General features: G+C 52.2%; 12 protein-coding genes. 6 read left to right on the top strand and 6 right to left on the bottom strand.

What is annotated here, in order from left to right:
* Positions 1-70: 70 nt before the first annotated feature.
* The gene (locus MK110_14635) at positions 71-847 is read right to left on the bottom strand and encodes an alpha/beta hydrolase-fold protein (GenBank protein ID MCH2212539.1); all 777 of its coding nucleotides are present in this window, start codon (positions 845-847) and stop codon (positions 71-73) included.
* Positions 848-1,139: 292 nt separating this feature from the next.
* Between MK110_14635 and MK110_14630 the strand changes: the two genes are divergently transcribed.
* From MK110_14630 to MK110_14605, 6 genes are all read left to right on the top strand, one after another.
* On the top strand, positions 1,140-1,616 hold the full coding sequence (locus MK110_14630; protein ID MCH2212538.1) for a 6-carboxytetrahydropterin synthase: 477 nt from the start codon (positions 1,140-1,142) through the stop codon (positions 1,614-1,616).
* A 480-nt stretch (positions 1,617-2,096) separates the two neighbouring features.
* Positions 2,097-3,200: a YbdK family carboxylate-amine ligase gene (locus MK110_14625; protein ID MCH2212537.1), complete on the top strand. Its 1,104-nt coding sequence runs from the start codon at positions 2,097-2,099 to the stop codon at positions 3,198-3,200.
* Between the two features lie 536 nt (positions 3,201-3,736).
* Complete coding sequence (locus MK110_14620; GenBank protein ID MCH2212536.1) at positions 3,737-4,843, top strand: Gfo/Idh/MocA family oxidoreductase; 1,107 nt, start codon at positions 3,737-3,739, stop codon at positions 4,841-4,843.
* A 241-nt stretch (positions 4,844-5,084) separates the two neighbouring features.
* Positions 5,085-7,475 (top strand): CehA/McbA family metallohydrolase, encoded by a 2,391-nt coding sequence (locus tag MK110_14615; GenBank protein ID MCH2212535.1) that lies wholly within the window; start codon positions 5,085-5,087, stop codon positions 7,473-7,475.
* A gap of 301 nt (positions 7,476-7,776) precedes the next feature.
* The gene (locus MK110_14610; protein ID MCH2212534.1) at positions 7,777-9,363 is read left to right on the top strand and encodes a hypothetical protein; all 1,587 of its coding nucleotides are present in this window, start codon (positions 7,777-7,779) and stop codon (positions 9,361-9,363) included.
* Between the two features lie 348 nt (positions 9,364-9,711).
* Positions 9,712-9,948: a hypothetical protein gene (locus MK110_14605; GenBank protein ID MCH2212533.1), complete on the top strand. Its 237-nt coding sequence runs from the start codon at positions 9,712-9,714 to the stop codon at positions 9,946-9,948.
* A 19-nt stretch (positions 9,949-9,967) separates the two neighbouring features.
* On the opposite strand, the gene MK110_14600 is transcribed toward MK110_14605, so the two are convergent.
* The 5 genes from MK110_14600 to MK110_14580 all read right to left on the bottom strand — a co-directional run bounded on the left by MK110_14600 (position 9,968) and on the right by MK110_14580 (position 16,498).
* Positions 9,968-11,089 carry a hypothetical protein gene (locus MK110_14600; GenBank protein MCH2212532.1) on the bottom strand — a complete coding sequence of 374 codons (1,122 nt, stop codon included), beginning with the start codon at positions 11,087-11,089 and terminating at the stop codon, positions 9,968-9,970.
* 254 nt (positions 11,090-11,343) lie between these two features.
* Entirely contained in the window at positions 11,344-12,849 is a 1,506-nt protein-coding gene (locus MK110_14595) for an HTTM domain-containing protein (GenBank protein ID MCH2212531.1), read from the bottom strand.
* Between the two features lie 83 nt (positions 12,850-12,932).
* Entirely contained in the window at positions 12,933-13,589 is a 657-nt protein-coding gene (locus MK110_14590) for a hypothetical protein (GenBank protein MCH2212530.1), read from the bottom strand.
* A 513-nt stretch (positions 13,590-14,102) separates the two neighbouring features.
* Complete coding sequence (locus MK110_14585) at positions 14,103-14,870, bottom strand: SGNH/GDSL hydrolase family protein (GenBank protein MCH2212529.1); 768 nt, start codon at positions 14,868-14,870, stop codon at positions 14,103-14,105.
* Positions 14,867-16,498, bottom strand: coding sequence for a TrkH family potassium uptake protein (locus tag MK110_14580; protein ID MCH2212528.1), 1,632 nt, complete (start codon positions 16,496-16,498; stop codon positions 14,867-14,869). Before MK110_14580 ends, MK110_14585 begins: the two co-directional genes overlap by 4 nt.
* Positions 16,499-16,602: the final 104 nt, after the last annotated feature.

Genomic DNA, 16,602 nt, shown 5'->3' with positions numbered 1-16,602 from the left:
TGCCTGACGGCTAAACTTTTGTTTTGGGCCGGTTGAGCCTGAAGATTTCGGAGTCTGTCTCGCAGAGACGTCAATCTGCACGCAGTCCCTTCACAATGTGTTCAATCGCAGCAGGTGCCATGTGGTTGAAGTAAGCCCATGAATGTCCTCCCGCCGACGTGTCGAAATCACGTTCGTGCATGATCCCCGACGATGACAGTTTCATTGCAAGTCGTGCACATCCGTCAAACCAGTCGGTATCCTGCGGATCACAACACAGGAACTGATGGCGTGGCCAGGCTAGGGGATGCAGATTCAGTACAACGGTTTCCTGACGGGCATCTTCCGTCGAGGCAAACATGCAGTCCAGAGGTAAACCAAGACCATGCAGCTGGTGAAAATCGATGGCCGGCGAGATCGCAGCAATCACGGGGAATTCCCGAGCGTAACGATATGCCAGCTGCAGAACACCCTGACCACCCATACTGACTCCCAGCAGAGCAATTTTTGGTGTTTCGATCTCCCATTGTGACGTAATGTACGGCACCACGGATCTTCGCAGCCAGTGCATGGGAGTGACCTCTGTGTCAAATTCGGGGCAGATTCGGTCAAGCCACCACGACTGCCCGCCGTGAGGGCAAACGGCCATCAGCTTGTGTTCCAGAAACAGCTGCGAGAACACGCAATTGTCACTGAGTCCAATTCCACCATGACCGTGCAGAAAAAGCACGCAGCCGATGCAGTTTCCATCGGCGGGTCGATAGATATCGATCCGGCGTTGGTCCAGATCCACAGTGGACCACTCACCGGACGTATAGACCGATCGGGCAAAACTCGATCTGAAAAATTTTCCAACGGATCGAAACATCAATCAGCGTTTGTAATGGCCAGGTAAATTCACGTCCACGGAGGCTCTGACGCCCGTATGATCATCTGTTCGGTTTCCGTGACGTGCCCTGACGTTGGGTCGAGAGACTGTTTTTGAACGTGCGACGTTTTTTTACTACTCCGGGTCCATCATCCCGACACTGTGCGGCGTTTCGAGGAACGAAGGTATTGTTTTCGACTTTCCGTCAATTCAGAACAGGAATTCACCGTTATGACGACGCAACGGTCGGGTAACATAGGAATCCAACGTCCATTCCGAGGAGATATGAGCCGTGATTATCGAAAAACAATACAAGTTCTATGCTGCTCACCGCAACGAAACTCTGCGCGACAAATGCAGCAATATCCATGGTCATCGTTACGGTTTGAAGCTGCATTTTGAAGTAGAGCGAGACGGCGATATCAGCACGTTGTTCGGGGATTTTGATGCAAAAATTGAACCCTGGCTCAGACAGCAGTATGACCATGGAATGCTGATCAACCGGCATGATCCACTTTACGCTATTCTTCAGCAGTACTGCCGGACTTCCGGTGAGGATCTGCGGTTCAAGGTCATCGACGGTGCCACCAGCGTTGAGAATCTGGCATGGACCATGTTCAGTGAGGTCACTGAAATGGGTTTTCGCCTGGCACGCCTGGAGATCCAGGAAACCGACACCTCCAATTTCCTGTATACCCGTGATGACTGGACCCAGGACAATCGACACTTCGCAGAACGGCAGCACTCGGCAACAGCTTCGCAGATGTGATACTGCCACGACCAAACCATGGCAACCGCAGGAAGCCAGCACGACCCGATACACCGATTCTCCAAAAACGCACACTCAGGTCTTAGACTCCAATGCCAATTTCGCGACCGCCACGAAATGTACAGTCTGTCAGATCCGAAACCCATCGGACGTGGGTACCGGCTCGGACCACAACATGTTCTCGTGGCCGACGGAGCCTGTGTCGTTGCTCAAACCGTTGTGAAATTTCTGGGGCAGCGACACGAATCAAAATTTCAAATTTATAATGAGAGTTTCTCAGCTGCTTCGGTACTGAAATTCATTGGTCAGCAAAACATCAAATGTTCTCAAAGTCACAAATCTAAATCAGGATCTTAAACACCAGAGAGTGAGTCACTTTTTATTTCCGGCGCCGGACATCACAGGAGCGCAGTGAACCGGTCTAAGAGGGCACCCCGGCGGGGGACAACCTGGAATACTGTTTCCGTGTGAGGAACATTCATGACTCCAATTCGATTCACTGCCAACAGCTTCCCCACGATCGGTGTGGAAATTGAGCTGCAGCTTGTTGATGCCGAAACGGGTGAGCTTCGCAGTGTGATTGATGAGGTCATGTCTCGGCTGCCGGAATCTGCCCGGATGTTCGTCAAACCGGAACTGATGCAGTCGTATCTGGAAATCAATTCCGGTGTCTGTCGTACCGTTGCGGAAGTCGGGGAGGATCTCAGCAGAAAAGTAAATACGGTGCTGTCTGCAATCGATCCACTGAATTTAAAACTGCTGTGGGCAGGGACTCACCCGTTTTCGTCCTGGCGTGAACAAAACGTCACAATCGACGACCGCTATTATCGTCTGGTGGAACTGATGCAGGATGTTGCAAGGCGTCTTGTAACTTTTGGGCTGCATGTGCACGTAGGTGTGGATACCGGTGACAAAGCAATCATGATCTGCGATCGGATGATGCGTCATTTGCCGTTGCTACTGGCGTTGTCCTCCAATTCTCCGTTCTGGGAAGGACGCAGTACGGGCCTGCATTCCAATCGTTCCAAAATCATGGAAGGACTGCCCACAGCCGGATTGCCTCATCAGATGCGCAACTGGTCTGAATACGTATGGCTGGTCAATCACCTGGTCGATACCGGATTCATCAACACAATCAGGGAAATCTGGTGGGATATCCGACCGCACCATCAGTTTGGCACAGTGGAGATTCGTGTCTGTGACATGCCTCCCGGCCTGGATCAGGTGAAGTCCATCACGGCGCTGGTACAGTGTCTGGTTCACGCGATCTCCAACGAGATCGATCAAGGCACGTTTCAGTCCGAATACCACCCGATGATGGTGCAGCAGAATAAATGGCGTGCAACCCGCTACGGCGCGGAGGCAAGCCTGGTCAGTACACGGGATTTTAAACCTCGCTCTGTACAAAGGGTGGTTATAGATCTGGTCGATGAACTGCTGCCCATTGCAGAGGGCCTCAACTGTACAAATGAACTAATGGGCGTCAGATCACTGTCGGAGAACACCGGGGCAATCCAGCAGTTGCGGATCTTCGAGGAAACCGGCAGCCGTCGCCAGGTCGTGCGACAGATGCTCACCGACTAACCACATACCTATCGACAGGCCCGGTTATACACTCCTTTTCTGCGACAGAAGAACTTCAGGGCCTTGAAAAGGTACGCAGTGACTTCCTCCGGCTGATATCGTTTTCGCAGCTACAGAATATTTTTCGACGGCAGGGAAATGAGCGGCAACGCCGGTGAGTGGGAAAAACAACGAACTCGAGGGGCCTCTATCACCACCGCGTTTTCGTTATTTGTGACGTAGTGGATCAAAATTCGCATGAGGATCCATTAACTGCGTTCCCCGGGTGGTGAACCGGCTTCCGCCAGCACATATCCGAAGTTCAATCGCTGCTGACTGCCCCATCCAGAAGCGGTCCTGTTGGGAGGTCCGTTTGAAATCATAAGTCAATCCTGTCCTAATGCGGCAGAACACAATCAAAATCGAACGAACGCCGGGAAACACACCCGTTGGTGGCTCTGACCATTGGCGACAAATTCTAAGAGTGCTCGCAGAAAGACTCCGGCAGCTCGGCTCCAATGTTCCAATCTGTTTAAGACTCAGGGGAGAACTACAAGATGTCACGCACCTACCGCGTCGGAATCATTGGCAGCACAGGTAAAGGCAACTACGGCCACGCGGTTGACGTTGCGTTTACCAATCTGGCCAATGTGAACATAGCTGCGGTCGCAGATCCCGATAACGCCGGTCGCGCCGAGGCCCAAAACCGCACAGGTGCGACAAAGGCATACGCCGATTACCGAGAGATGCTGGACCGTGAAATGCCGGACCTGGTTGCCATTTGTCCTCGATGGGTCGATCAGCGCCACGACATGTTACTGGCATCCGCCGAGGCCGGATGTCATGTCTACATGGAAAAGCCTTTTTGTCGAACACTGGCAGAATCAGATGACATGGTACGTGCACTGGAAATGCGGCATCTGAAACTGGGAATCGCCCATGTCTCACAGTATTCACCGGTACTCGACACTGTTTTGTCTCTGATCAGGAACGGGGAAATCGGAGAACTGCTTGAGGTCCGAGGTCGCGGCAAAGAGGATCGCCGAGGAGGTGGAGAAGACCTGTGGGTATTGGGATCACACGTCTTCGGGCTGATGCGAAGCATTGGCGGTGGTCACCCGTTGTCATGCACCGCCACCGTGCAGAGCAAAGGTCATGCAGTCACCCGTGCTGATGTTGTCGAGGGCGCTGAAGGTATCGGCTTGCTGGCTGGTGATCACGTACAGGCACGCTATGAATTTTCAAACGGGGTTTTCGGGCATTTCGCGTCCAGAAAAGCTGCTGCCGGCAAACCGACACGGTTCGGAATACAGATCTTCGGATCCAAAGGAATTATCGAAATGTACAGCGGTTATCTGGCTCCTGCTTACATTTTACGTGACAGCAGCTGGTCTCCCGGCAGAACCGGCAGTCAGTGGGAAACCATCACATCAGCCGGTATTGGCAAACCAGAGCCTCGCCCGGATGGTTCATACAAGGGCGGTCACATAGCAGCAATCAAAGATCTGATCGAAAGCGTTGAAAACGAACGCCCGACCAAATGTTCAGCGGAAGACTGCCGGGGAATCGTGGAGATGATTGCAGGCATCTACGAGTCCCATCGGGTTGGCGGTCCTGTCGACTTTCCGTTGACCACACGAGAAAACCCGCTGGCACTTCTCTGATATTGGTGGATCGTATTCAGCCAAAACCGTGACGATGGACCACAAAATTGATATCCGTTTTGGAATCATGTTTCATGTGATTGAGGTAGTGGCCTGCTTGAGTCTGGTGCAGCGGACCTTTAGGATTGCGTCCTGCCAATCGAGAGTATCGGAGTCAGCGTGTTCTCGACGATCCGGTTCGGACTTTTGCTCGGCCCCAGTGGTCCGATTTCTTCACATGCTCCCCGCAAAGGACTTCGTCATGTTCCGAAAACACCACTCTGTCGCGAGCATCGCAGCTCTCAACGTACTGATAACTCTGTCCACATTGAGAGGACAGGAATTAACAACCGTGCGGAAGGTCGATCGACAGCCGCTGATGGCATCAGTCCGCCGAGTCGAAGAAGCACTGAAGTTTGCCGGGGCACCGCTCAGCGAAAGCATCAGAAAACGATTAAATGAAATCGATCGAATGCAACAGGATCGTCGGGCCGTGCGCGAACTGCAGAAACTACTGGATCCACTATGCGTTGCCGAGGTTCACATTAATCCGGAGAGTCGAGTAAAGGTCGCCCCCGGACCGGTAAAAAAAGAATTGATGCAGCATGGATGGCGAGCATTTCTGGTTAAGGTGCGCAACGAAGCAGGAATCAATCCGGAGCTGATCGCTGACAGCCCGCAGGCTGCTCCGGTGTACATGAGAGGAACGTCCCCGCGGCAGCGACCGGCGACTGTGGACAAGCTCGTCGATGCCAGTGAGATTCCGGATCGATTCCTGGACCTGTCAATGTTAAAGCGTCAGCCCATGAAAGGAACACTTTCGGGCCTCGAACTGGAATATCAGATCCTGATGATCTCCAGCCGTGATACCGGAAAACGTGAGGCAGCGCTGTCCTTCAACGTTGGGCAGGGAACTCAGGATATTGGATTCCGAAATGCGGTCCCGATTCTGTTTAATTGTATACCTGCTGTTGCTGTCAGGCTGCAGGTACTTGATTTTGACGGCAATCCGACCACAGCCTCCTTTGTCGTGAAAGACGACCAGGAACGCATCTATCCGAATGTCGCCAAACGTCTGGCACCGGACTTCTTTTTTCACGAGCAGGTTTATCGCGCTGATGGCGAGACACTCCTGTTACCGCCCGGCGAATACACAGTTAATACTGCTCGCGGCCCGGAATACCTGCCTGTAACAAAACATATCACCGTACCGGATACACCAACGCACACCGAAGTGTTTCGACTGGAACGATGGATTCATGCTGCGAAGCACAACTGGTTTTCCGGTGATCATCATGTACATGCCGCCGGATGCTCTCACTACGACAGCCCAACCGAAGGGGTGGGCCCTGAAGCCATGATGCGTCACATTCTGGGGGAAGACCTGAATGTTGGTTGTGTTTTGAGCTGGGGACCCTGCTGGTATACACAAAAGGAGTTCTTTGAGGGACAAGTGCACACCCTGTCGACGCCCGACAACCTTATGCGATACGACGTCGAGGTCAGTGGGTTTCCCTCTTCGCATGCCGGACACCTGTGTTTACTGAACCTTAACGATGACGACTATCCCGGAACCGAATCCCTGGAAGAATGGCCCAGCTGGACGTATCCGGTGCTCAAGTGGACGAAGGATCAGGGGGGCGTAGCCGGATACAGTCACAGTGGCTGGGGACTGAGCCTGCCCGATATCATGCCCAACGGTGATCGAGAGTTTTCCGGTCAAAAATACGGTGGAGCAGCAGCGGGCTGGAAGGGAAAATGCGCCAATCAGCTGCCAGACTACGCAATGCCGCGATTTAACGGGATAGGGGCAAACGAATATGTCGTCACCACAGCTCTGGGCGTGTGTGACTTTATTTCAGCAGTGGACACACCGGTCATTTGGGAACTCAATGTGTGGTACCACACACTCAACTGCGGCATGACCAGTCGAATCAGCGGTGAGACGGACTTCCCCTGCATTTATGGCGAGCGTGTTGGACTCGGACGGATCTACGTCAAGCTCAAAGATGAGGAACTGACTTACGAAACCTGGGTGGACGGACTCCGCGACGGACGCAGCTACTGCTGCGATGGCCTAAGTCATCTGATGAATTTCAAAGTCAATGATCTGAATGTGGGAGAACAGGGACCCGGCGGTGTTGCCAGTCGCCTGGATCTCGATGGACCTCAAACGGTGCAGGTAACATTCGACGCAGCGGCGATGCTGCAGGAGTCTGTGACATCGGAAACGGAAGCGATCCGCAGTCGTCGGCTGGACGAAAAACCATACTGGCATGTGGAACGAGCACGCATCGGTAACACCCGGACCGTTCCGGTCGAGATTATCGTTAACGGTGAAGTCGTATCGACAACGGAATTGGTTGCAGATGGACACATCCAAGCAGTGTCAGTGCCCGTTGAGCTGGAGGAGTCCTCGTGGGTTGCTGTCAGAATTCTGGCATCCTGTCACACCAATCCCGTATTCGTACATATTGACGGAATGTCGATTCGCGCAAATCGCCGAAGTGCCGAATGGTGTGTTGAAGCCGTCGAAACATGCTGGAATTCCAAGAAGGATCGCATTCGGGAAGAAGAGCGATCAGAAGCGCAGAATGCATACAATCGCGCGACAGCCATTTACAGACAAATCCTGACCGAATCCTCAAAGTAACCACTCAACACGATTTGTTGCCGGGAGGCAGACAATGTGTTGGATTTGCAACATACCTCTGTGCATGAAGCCACGGACGTGTCTTTTGCCATTACATCAGTAGATGTACATAGAGTGAGCGCCTCAGCAATGATAGTCAAACTGACACACTGAGCCGTGTGGTCGATACTAACCTGCGGGATGGAAACATCAGGACTCACGGATCGCGTGTTGCTTCTGTTCGGTCTTCGGAACCGAAGTTGCATTTGAAAACCGAACGAATCGGTTGTTCAATCAGATATCCGTATGTTGGTCCTGCACTATGCTCCACATTCTGCTCATTATACAGGCTGCCGTTGCAGCAGTAACGGTGCCATCGGGATTAACGACCTCGTCGGTCGATGAGCTTTCGCTTGAGTGGATGGCCGCTATCGTCAGAGAGTCTCAGGCATTCGACGAAGAGAAGGACTATCGCAGGCGACAAGAAGCTGAGACGGAACACATTCACAGGCTGGGAAAAGCATCCAAACGCGAACTGGCTCGAGCCGTTGAACGGGCCACCCAGGCAGAAGAATGGTCAGAGCTGCTGCGTCTGCAGCGGACGCAGTTCAACAGGTTACATCGCTTTCCGACTGATCCTATCTCAAAGGTTGTTCTTTTTATTCCTGGTGTACCACTGGCCTTCCGAAACGATCCATGTGCCAGAATCCTCATTCCTCCGGATCGCCGTGTTATGTCAATCGTTCACCGCATTGAGAAGCTGACAGCCAAAACAAAGTCGCGTTTTTCAGACATCGTGCGTAATCGGAACACAAGACAGCTGTCAACGTGGCGAGAAACGGACACCGCTTCTGTGTGTGATTTCATTTTCAAACCCGAAACAGCCACTGAACTCCCGGATCTAATTCCAATGGTCCCCGACCGTCTGGACCGAGTACTGATGAACCCGGTCCAGTTTGAATATGCACACCGGGCTGATAAAGGAGGCGATCAGTATACAGCAGGAACAACAACTATGTCCGACGCTGCTCAACGGTGGGTAGTGGAAAGTCGGCGTCTGCTGGTCATTCAGGCAAAACGCAGCCTGGTCCGCCAGCAAAGTTTTCGTCGATTACTGATGAAGATCAGTGCAGCGTCAATGTCACCTTCCAATCAACTTAAAGCAGTCGATACGAAAATAAATCAGTCCCAAAAACTTATCCATCGCCTGCAGAGAGAGATCCACATTATGAATCGACCGGGTTGCAGCGGTGTCGAAGACTCCGACTGTATCAGCCGAATAAAAAAGATGGGACTGTTGATGAGGATCGCAAAGGAATCCTACGACGCCGGTCGAGAGCAACTGAACACCACTCGGTTACAGACATTACGGTTTGACAAACGTTCCGTGACGCCTGCTGATGCCCCGTTGTTGCCCACACAACACACTGTTTCACGTAACGAAATGAGGCTGGTCAAGGCAATAGAAAATCTAATGACGGCAGAATTGACACGGCGCAAAGCCTTTGTCTTTTATGCCATTTCGCTCTACCGCCTGGAGACAGGTCGTGACCCGGAGACAACAAATGTAAACCGTCAGCGAGAGGTACTATTCAATTTAGCCACTGATCGACAGCCGGAACTGGATGTTATCGCTGCGCAAAAGAAACTCGCTGAGCATCAACTCCACAGCATGCAGCGACTGTATGCTGAAGGTTATTCGACAGAAGAAGACGTTCAGCAGGCTGCAACAGTACTTGACTGCCTGAATGCTGAGCGCAGCCGGACTGAACTCAGCGCAGCTGTTTCAGTTTTTTGCAAACACCTCTTTCAGTGTACGAACATACAGGATGATGTGGCACACATGCCGGCGCAGCATCCAACACTGAACAGGTCTGACGTTAATCACATCCAGGTTGTGAGACATTAGACTTGAAGATTATCTGAGATATCACGACTTGAGTTATATTCCGGAACACAAATTTGACAAACCGGCAAGCTGTTCCAGTGACAGGTTGTCGCGGTGGGATGAAACAATGTTGTCTCTTCCTGTCTGCATTGATGTTCGGATACGGCTCATGATTCAATCATTTTCATGCGTTCCCCTACCGGTCGTTTTCACATCATCGGCGTAGGCTGCAGAACATAACCGTTCAGGTGCACGACCATTCAGTCGGTTCGGATCGCCAAGTTCGTTGTTTCTGAACACCGGCTCAGGCCCCGGACCATTCAATCCGGCAGCAAACCCACCGGTCACAAGAGAATCGGTACTGACTCAATGATTGCTCAGGGAAGTGCAATGATCATGTATCGACACGATCCGACACCGGGGATCGACGGTGGTGTGTTCTTTCCACATCCGCCCCTGCCTGTCATCCCTGAACACGGAGATGGAGCACGCGATTACGGAAGCAGCTTCAGCTTTCCACGCAACCCGTTTTGCCACGGGTACGATGAAGACCTGCCGAATACCATCCACCACCCCTGTGCCACTCCAAACATCCACGGGGATTAGGGATTCAAGTCAGGCCAAATTAAGAATTTGCCGGCTCACTCGGAAACGCCACGGGTAATACCATCGTCTCTGAAACGGTTTGTTCACCTGACGCAGTCGTACCCGCTGTTGGACCGCATTTGGGGAAGTATACAAAATTTCGAATCAACCAGGCAAGACGCTGATCCTGCAGAAAACGAGGCCACAGGTGGCCAACACCAATGAATTCTGACACGTCGTAATCCTGAACCTTACGCGACCAGTTCCCGAGGTCACGTCTGTCTCCGTCAGTAAATCCGATTGAACCAAGTGAACGGCCGGCAAACAGGTTGCTTAACGGATAAATAAAAAGTGCGGGGTCGTATCTGTTTTCCAGATTAATCAGACAATCAGTGCTGCAAAGGGCTCTCCCGTAACGTTCACCAGGGTTCAGCCAATCGTGTCGAATAGCGGCCGCAGCGAACACGGTGCGAATCGGTCGCATGTCGGAACCGGCCGCCAGATGAGTGATTCCCTGCACCGATCCTCCACCCATTAAGTGCAGTGCAGATGCAACCGTTCTGCAGCCATGACTGTGCCCAATGAGACACACGGGACATTCAGGGGGAAGGTGACGAATGAGTTCTGCAAGATACCAGCCGTTCCGAGCCGCTCGACGTCCCAGCAGATTCACATCAATTTTGACGGTCGGAATCAGAATTGGCCGGGAACTCGGCCATATAAAATTGATCACCTGCAGGGGGTGTCCACACGCTGAAGATCTGAGCCAGCGATGGGTCATTCCGGCCTGCTGCCTGTTCTCGGCCAGGCTTACAAAACTTCCGTGAATAAAAATACAGACAGGTACATTCGGCACCAGTGATCGGCACATTTGTTTGAAACAGACGCGCGAGTGACCGCATCCACATTCTACTCGCGTTACAGAGGGAACAAATTCCGGCGATTGCAAGCAGAACGACTGAGGTGATTCATAGGTGGAAACGATCCAGTAGCCACCGTCGGTTCCCCACGAGGTCGCCGGAAGCGAGGCCGGATCTTTGTCCGGAACAGCAGGAACATCAAACGTGTGTGCTCCGCAGACAGTGGCCCAGAACAACAATGCAAGGTTGACGGCTAAATGTCTCAATCGAACTGACACACCGGTGAGAAAACACAAGGACATCGATGACCCCGGAAGTCTGCAGTCGGAAAACGATACACACGCGATCTGCTGTCAGCTGAACTGGAACCGGCCAAACAGCACAGACAATTACATCTCCAAAAAAGATGTAAAAGCCTTCACAGGATGCAGAAACGCGCAACCTGAAGAACTGACTGACATATCGGCTTTTCCGAAAGACGACCTCTGCCATGCCTTCAGATCACCGACTTTGACGAATAAGACGGTAATCATACCGGGATCGGTTGTGAGAACAGTCAGTTGCCGAATACGTCGGTATCCATTTTACACACCGGCGGCTCGCCGGTGAGCGAGAACCCGCGCCGGCTGATTTCATGACCGGCACTGCGAAGAACCATTGAATACCGGCCTGGGGAGAGTCGATTACCGAGCAGGTAGGTAAATTGCCCCCGCAGCATCTCCCGTGTGATCACCTGTCCGACTGTATCAAGCTTGTGTTCGTCTTCATCTTCCAGGACACATTCGACCCACATATCTTCATGAGGTGGATTCAGATTGCACTCGGCAATCACAACATCACCGTACTCAAAAACTTCCCGACGATTTGCCAGCTGGCCTCCAAACGAAGTATTTCCAATCTGAAATGAAAAGAATTTGTCTTTCTCACGCAGGGGAGTCTCACCGCTGATCAAAGCAATAGCCCGTTCACGCTGTATTTCTGTGAGAGGCATCATTCCCGATTCGCCCCGGACTCCATAAAGATCCAGACGGTATTCCGCTTCCACGGTGCCAACTGCAAACAGTCCGGCCGCAATAAACCAGGCAATACCAGAGGGAACGGCTGACGGCATTTGTGTTCGAAGAGCCGTGTTTCTCAGCCTGGTCACCTGCCAGCCTCGGGATTTTAACCAGCGCCGAACCCTGACCACGTCTTCGGTAGTAACAAAACACAGGTAGCCGGAAAGACAAACCGCCGGAAAAATATACAGACCGAGAAGAAGCCAGGTACCAAGATGAAACACAGCGCCTATAGCCAGCATCGGCACACGCAATCGCCGGTTCCACACAAGAACTCCGAACAAAATCTCCCAGACCACCGTCAGGTATGCACTGACCAGCAGCACGGGAGGCCACATCGCCAAAAGTTCTCCAACCGGATTTTCGTAATTCCAGTTACTAAGCATCCAGTACCTCATCTGCTCTCCGCTGAAGAAAGCGTCCGTCTGAATTTTTGTAATTGCGGCTCCAAAATAAACGTATGCAAACAGCAACTGCATAAGCCGAACGGACCACACCGGAAACGCCTGTGGTACGACCGGCACGGCGCCATTTTTCCGCTGTCTCAGCCACTCATCGACGGACCACATTCGGCCACAAGGCGACAGTGTCAGCAGCATCAGTAAGTGTCCTGCGATCACACTGTACTTCGTCATAGTGCCAATCCCATCCATCAGATTGAAGTACACATACAAAGCCGTTCCGACAGCGAGCGAGAGGCGGGTTTTCCATCCCACAACTCCACACATCAGACAAAACACCATGAGCGAATAGAGCATGACAGCCAGTCCGGGGCCTGGGACCGGAAGCACTTGTCCGTTACCGAACAACTCAAACATCTGCACAGGTGTACCGTCCGAAGAATACAGTTCACGTACGCGAGGAAACCGCATCAGCATGGGCAGTAGTGCCATCAGCGGTAAAAAGACACGTGTGAGAGCGGCTCCCACCGGCACCTGCTCGTCGAAGAAGAAATCCGATATCGCATCCCGCAGACTGGCCTCTTTCTGTCGTGGACGATTCATAAGTGAGTGCTCACATGGCTTGAGGGTAATAATCCGAAGCAAAGCGTCTCTCGCTGCTGCACCGAACGGGATCCTCGATGGAATTAGTTAGTGGAAGGCAGTGCTGCTGCTGACTTCCGAAGTCCGTGACGAGACGATCCAGAAGTTGGCACGTACCACATTCCGAAGCTGGAATGCGCCTGACTCACTTCACGACGAAGTCTCGGATTATCTCCGATTGAATTCAGCACCTGCTGATTCAGCCAGTCCGGATTTAAATTGACAACCCTGCCGTCGCCGTTGCAGGTTGCACGAAGATGGTAATACGAAATTTTGTCACGTTCGGTGCCAAAATTCTGCTTCCACAATCGCTCCGGCAGGTTGTACTGTTTTGGCCAGGCCTCCTCGACAACATACACGGAATCAATCGGTTCATGTTGAGTATGGTTCAAAAGATGATTGATGTGTTTTGACACCATGTGACCAAGGACATCGTACTGAAAACGTCCCAGGCTTCCGTATGGATGAAACTCCCCCCACGGTTCACGCAGGTCGTAGTACCGGCCGGACTCCGATTCGGCAATCAAATGAGTACGCTGATCATACGCCTGCCATCCACAGAACATGTCCCAAACAACCAAATAGCTGAGAGTGTTTCCGGCCACACCAAACTTCAACGCATGGCCGATGATTCCGAACGATAACACTGCCAGATAACAACCAATAAACACCCCGACGATCCATTTACCTATCTGGCTCATCTCAGCACTCCATTGCGGATTGTTCCGGAATGCACCGCCAAAGGACGGCCCTCATAACGACGTGCGACACCGGAAGTTACCACGATGAGGCAATCTGGAGCTTTAGTTAAATCTCGTCAAGATCGGAATTTTTTGTGGATGTTAATCTGAGCAGACTTCTCCTGTAGTCGCACCCTGCACTAATTCAACTGCCTGCCTCCCGGCAGTGCTACCGGCAAATCCCGCCGGTGGCGCTGCCGTTCGTTCGGTAATCAAGACAGTGGCATGACACAGACCTGAATTTAATGATGGAGGGAATTTAATAATCCACAGCACGGATAAGTTCAATGTGTGGACAATTCCATTTTATTCATTTGGTTTTTGAGTTCGGCCAGGATGTTTTTCCAAGACTTCTTATAAATTCCATCAAACGCAAAGACTGTAAAATCTTCCAATCCGCCGGCTTAAACAAATACTGGATGAACAGAACATTAGTCTTAAGTGCCGAAACGACTTTCAGTTCACGAAACAGCACTACCACGCTGAAACAGATCCACGACCCGACACAACCGAAGGTTGTTCGCACAGCAGTTTCCTGTTGAGAACCCAGCGCAGCGCTGTTTTGGGTCGTTTCTCAGGCACCGATTCAGTGCCTGAGCCGGTTTTGGTTGCACCGGGCCATGATTCAAGAAACGTTGAGTACGCAGATTTGCGAAATCGTCGACGAATATGGATGGGGTCCATTCCAAACCAGTGTGACGGCTGTACAGCCAGCGTCACATCAGACAGTCGCTGAATCTCTTCGTCCAGTTCCCGTGTTGCATCCACGATTTGTGACAGTGACTGCCGGCACGCAGGAAACAGGGCCGACCGAATAAAACGATATCTCAGTACGGAGAGTGCCTGTACTGACTCAAGCGGAGGACGAGTGACAACGATTCGACAGTCTGGATTCACGTCCCGTAGTCGTGCGACGGCTTCTGCGGCCGCCTGTGTCACCACTGATGCTGAATGACCGTAAACGAGATCGTTGCCAAGATCTGTGACCAAAGCAGCGACCGGCGGCCGGTCTTGAGTCAGTGCTGGCCACAACCCACTATCCAGAATCCCGGGTACCTTGCGCCAGCCAAAGTAACTGGGCGCAACATAGGACCGTCCCATCCCATGCGCTGTATTGACGTGAATAAATCCATTCCATCGACTGAAAACGAGCCTCATCAGTACAGACCAGTGGAGAACAAGGTTGCTGGCCCCCAGCAGCACAACATGCCTGCCGGTATTCGGACATCGAGAGCAGGTCAATGCAGTCTCCAGAATCCGGGGACGAACAGTACCATGACAGCGAACAGTTCGAGACGTCCCAAAAGCATCAGTAAAGTCAGCAAGATCTTCCCTGGATCCGAAAAATGTGTGTAATTACCGTGAGGACCACAGACCCCGAGTCCCGGACCAATATTGTTCAGTGTCGCAGTCACAGCGCCTGCACAATCCGTAAGAATAGAACCCGCCCCCCGGTCGGAGTGGTTCCATTGCTCCAGAGATCGTGGTGAGAATGATTCAAGGCCAACCAGTGCCATCCAGCTCCCCGCAAAGATTGCAGTAATCAGGCAAATGTAGATCAGTACATCTTTGCCAACCGAGTCGTCCACCCGTTGTCCGGAAAGACGTACCGGCCGAATCAGGTTCGGGCGGAACGCGCGTTCTGTTTCGAGCAGCAGAACCTTGAAAAGGACAATGCAGCGAATAACTTTAATTCCGCCGCCGGTTGATCCGGAACAGGCGCCCACAAACATGAGAACCAACAGCCACGCCTGACCAAACCACGGCCAGGCGGCAAAATCCTGCGTACCGAATCCTGTTGTGGTGATCACTGCAACAACATTGAACCAGGCATGGCGTGATGCCGTTGCCAGTGTGTCGTAGGTGCCGGAATTCAAAAGAACAAGCGATACCCCCATTGCTGAAACAACAATAATACTTAAATAAACCCGAAATTCCGGATCACGTGTAATTAACATCAACCGTTGCAGAGGCCCGGTCCGGTCCGGTCCGGGCGGTTGCTTCAGAAATACGTAGTACAAATTGAAGTTAATACCGGCAGCCAGCATGAAAATCGTCAGTGTGAACTCGATCGTGTTACTGCCAAACGCCCCCACACTTCCGTTACGCGTACTGAAGCCGCCGGTCGCCAGTGTCCCGAATGTATGACAGAAGGACTCGAACAAGCTCATTCCCTGACAAAGTAAAATCAGAACCAGAAGGCCTGACAATGCCAGATAAATCGTCCACATAATCATTGCCGTTTCGCGCACGCGAGGTCGCAATGTATCCGCGATCGGACCGGGAACCTCGCGGCGCATCAGTGCCTTCCCGCCGACTCCCAACTGCCCAAGAATCGCCACAAACAACACAATAATTCCCATACCCCCCAGCCAGTGCGTCAATGATCTCCAAAAGAGCACGCTGCGCGGTACATAAGCAATGTTTCGGTTCTTCGCTGCCAGTTCGCAATCAGCCACTCCAGGCGGAACCTCAAGCTGAGTCAGAACAGAAGCGCCCGTTGTTGAAAATCCCGAAATCGATTCGAACATTGCATCTGCCAGCGACATCGGGACACCGGGCAAACGATAAGTCGGAGTCAGCAAATAGGGCAGACTTCCCAGGAATCCGCAAAGCAGCCAACCAAGTCCTACAACAGCCAGTGCTTCTTTCCGTAAAACGCTTCCTGAAGAGTTTCGGCCACAGGCGATGAGTCCGACCCCAAATAACGTACTGACTCCAATCGCCAGCAGCATTCCTTTCAACGCCCGAAATTCAAATACGGCAGTCTGCCCCAGTTCCGGCCAGGACCAGGGGAGGCTGAGTACCATGCACGATGCGATCAACAGGGACAGCAGTCCGAGTAGTCGTGCAACAAGTCGCCAATTCATTGCGTCACGCCAGTTTGCCGATGACTTCGCGGTGATTTCTGCATCACACCTATCCGCACCAGAATCCCGGAACGCCCAATTCAAACCCAGGTTGAAATCATTTC

It is taken from the genome of Fuerstiella sp. (assembly GCA_022447225.1).
Lineage (GTDB): Bacteria > Planctomycetota > Planctomycetia > Planctomycetales > Planctomycetaceae > S139-18.
The sequence above is the reverse complement of the archived record's forward strand: the minus strand, read 5'-3'. Positions and strand labels throughout refer to the sequence as shown.

What these genes read in the sequence shown, in the direction of transcription:
- MK110_14635 (MCH2212539.1), bottom strand. Translation starts at nt 847, where the DNA reads ATGTTTCGATCCGTTGGAAAATTTTTCAGATCGAGTTTTGCCCGATCG.
- MK110_14625 (MCH2212537.1), top strand. Translation starts at nt 2,097, where the DNA reads ATGACTCCAATTCGATTCACTGCCAACAGCTTCCCCACGATCGGTGTG.
- MK110_14620 (MCH2212536.1), top strand. Translation starts at nt 3,737, where the DNA reads ATGTCACGCACCTACCGCGTCGGAATCATTGGCAGCACAGGTAAAGGC.
- MK110_14615 (MCH2212535.1), top strand. Translation starts at nt 5,085, where the DNA reads ATGTTCCGAAAACACCACTCTGTCGCGAGCATCGCAGCTCTCAACGTA.
- MK110_14610 (MCH2212534.1), top strand. Translation starts at nt 7,777, where the DNA reads ATGCTCCACATTCTGCTCATTATACAGGCTGCCGTTGCAGCAGTAACG.
- MK110_14605 (MCH2212533.1), top strand. Translation starts at nt 9,712, where the DNA reads ATGATTGCTCAGGGAAGTGCAATGATCATGTATCGACACGATCCGACA.
- MK110_14600 (MCH2212532.1), bottom strand. Translation starts at nt 11,089, where the DNA reads ATGTCCTTGTGTTTTCTCACCGGTGTGTCAGTTCGATTGAGACATTTA.
- MK110_14595 (MCH2212531.1), bottom strand. Translation starts at nt 12,849, where the DNA reads ATGAATCGTCCACGACAGAAAGAGGCCAGTCTGCGGGATGCGATATCG.
- MK110_14590 (MCH2212530.1), bottom strand. Translation starts at nt 13,589, where the DNA reads ATGAGCCAGATAGGTAAATGGATCGTCGGGGTGTTTATTGGTTGTTAT.
- MK110_14580 (MCH2212528.1), bottom strand. Translation starts at nt 16,498, where the DNA reads ATGAATTGGCGACTTGTTGCACGACTACTCGGACTGCTGTCCCTGTTG.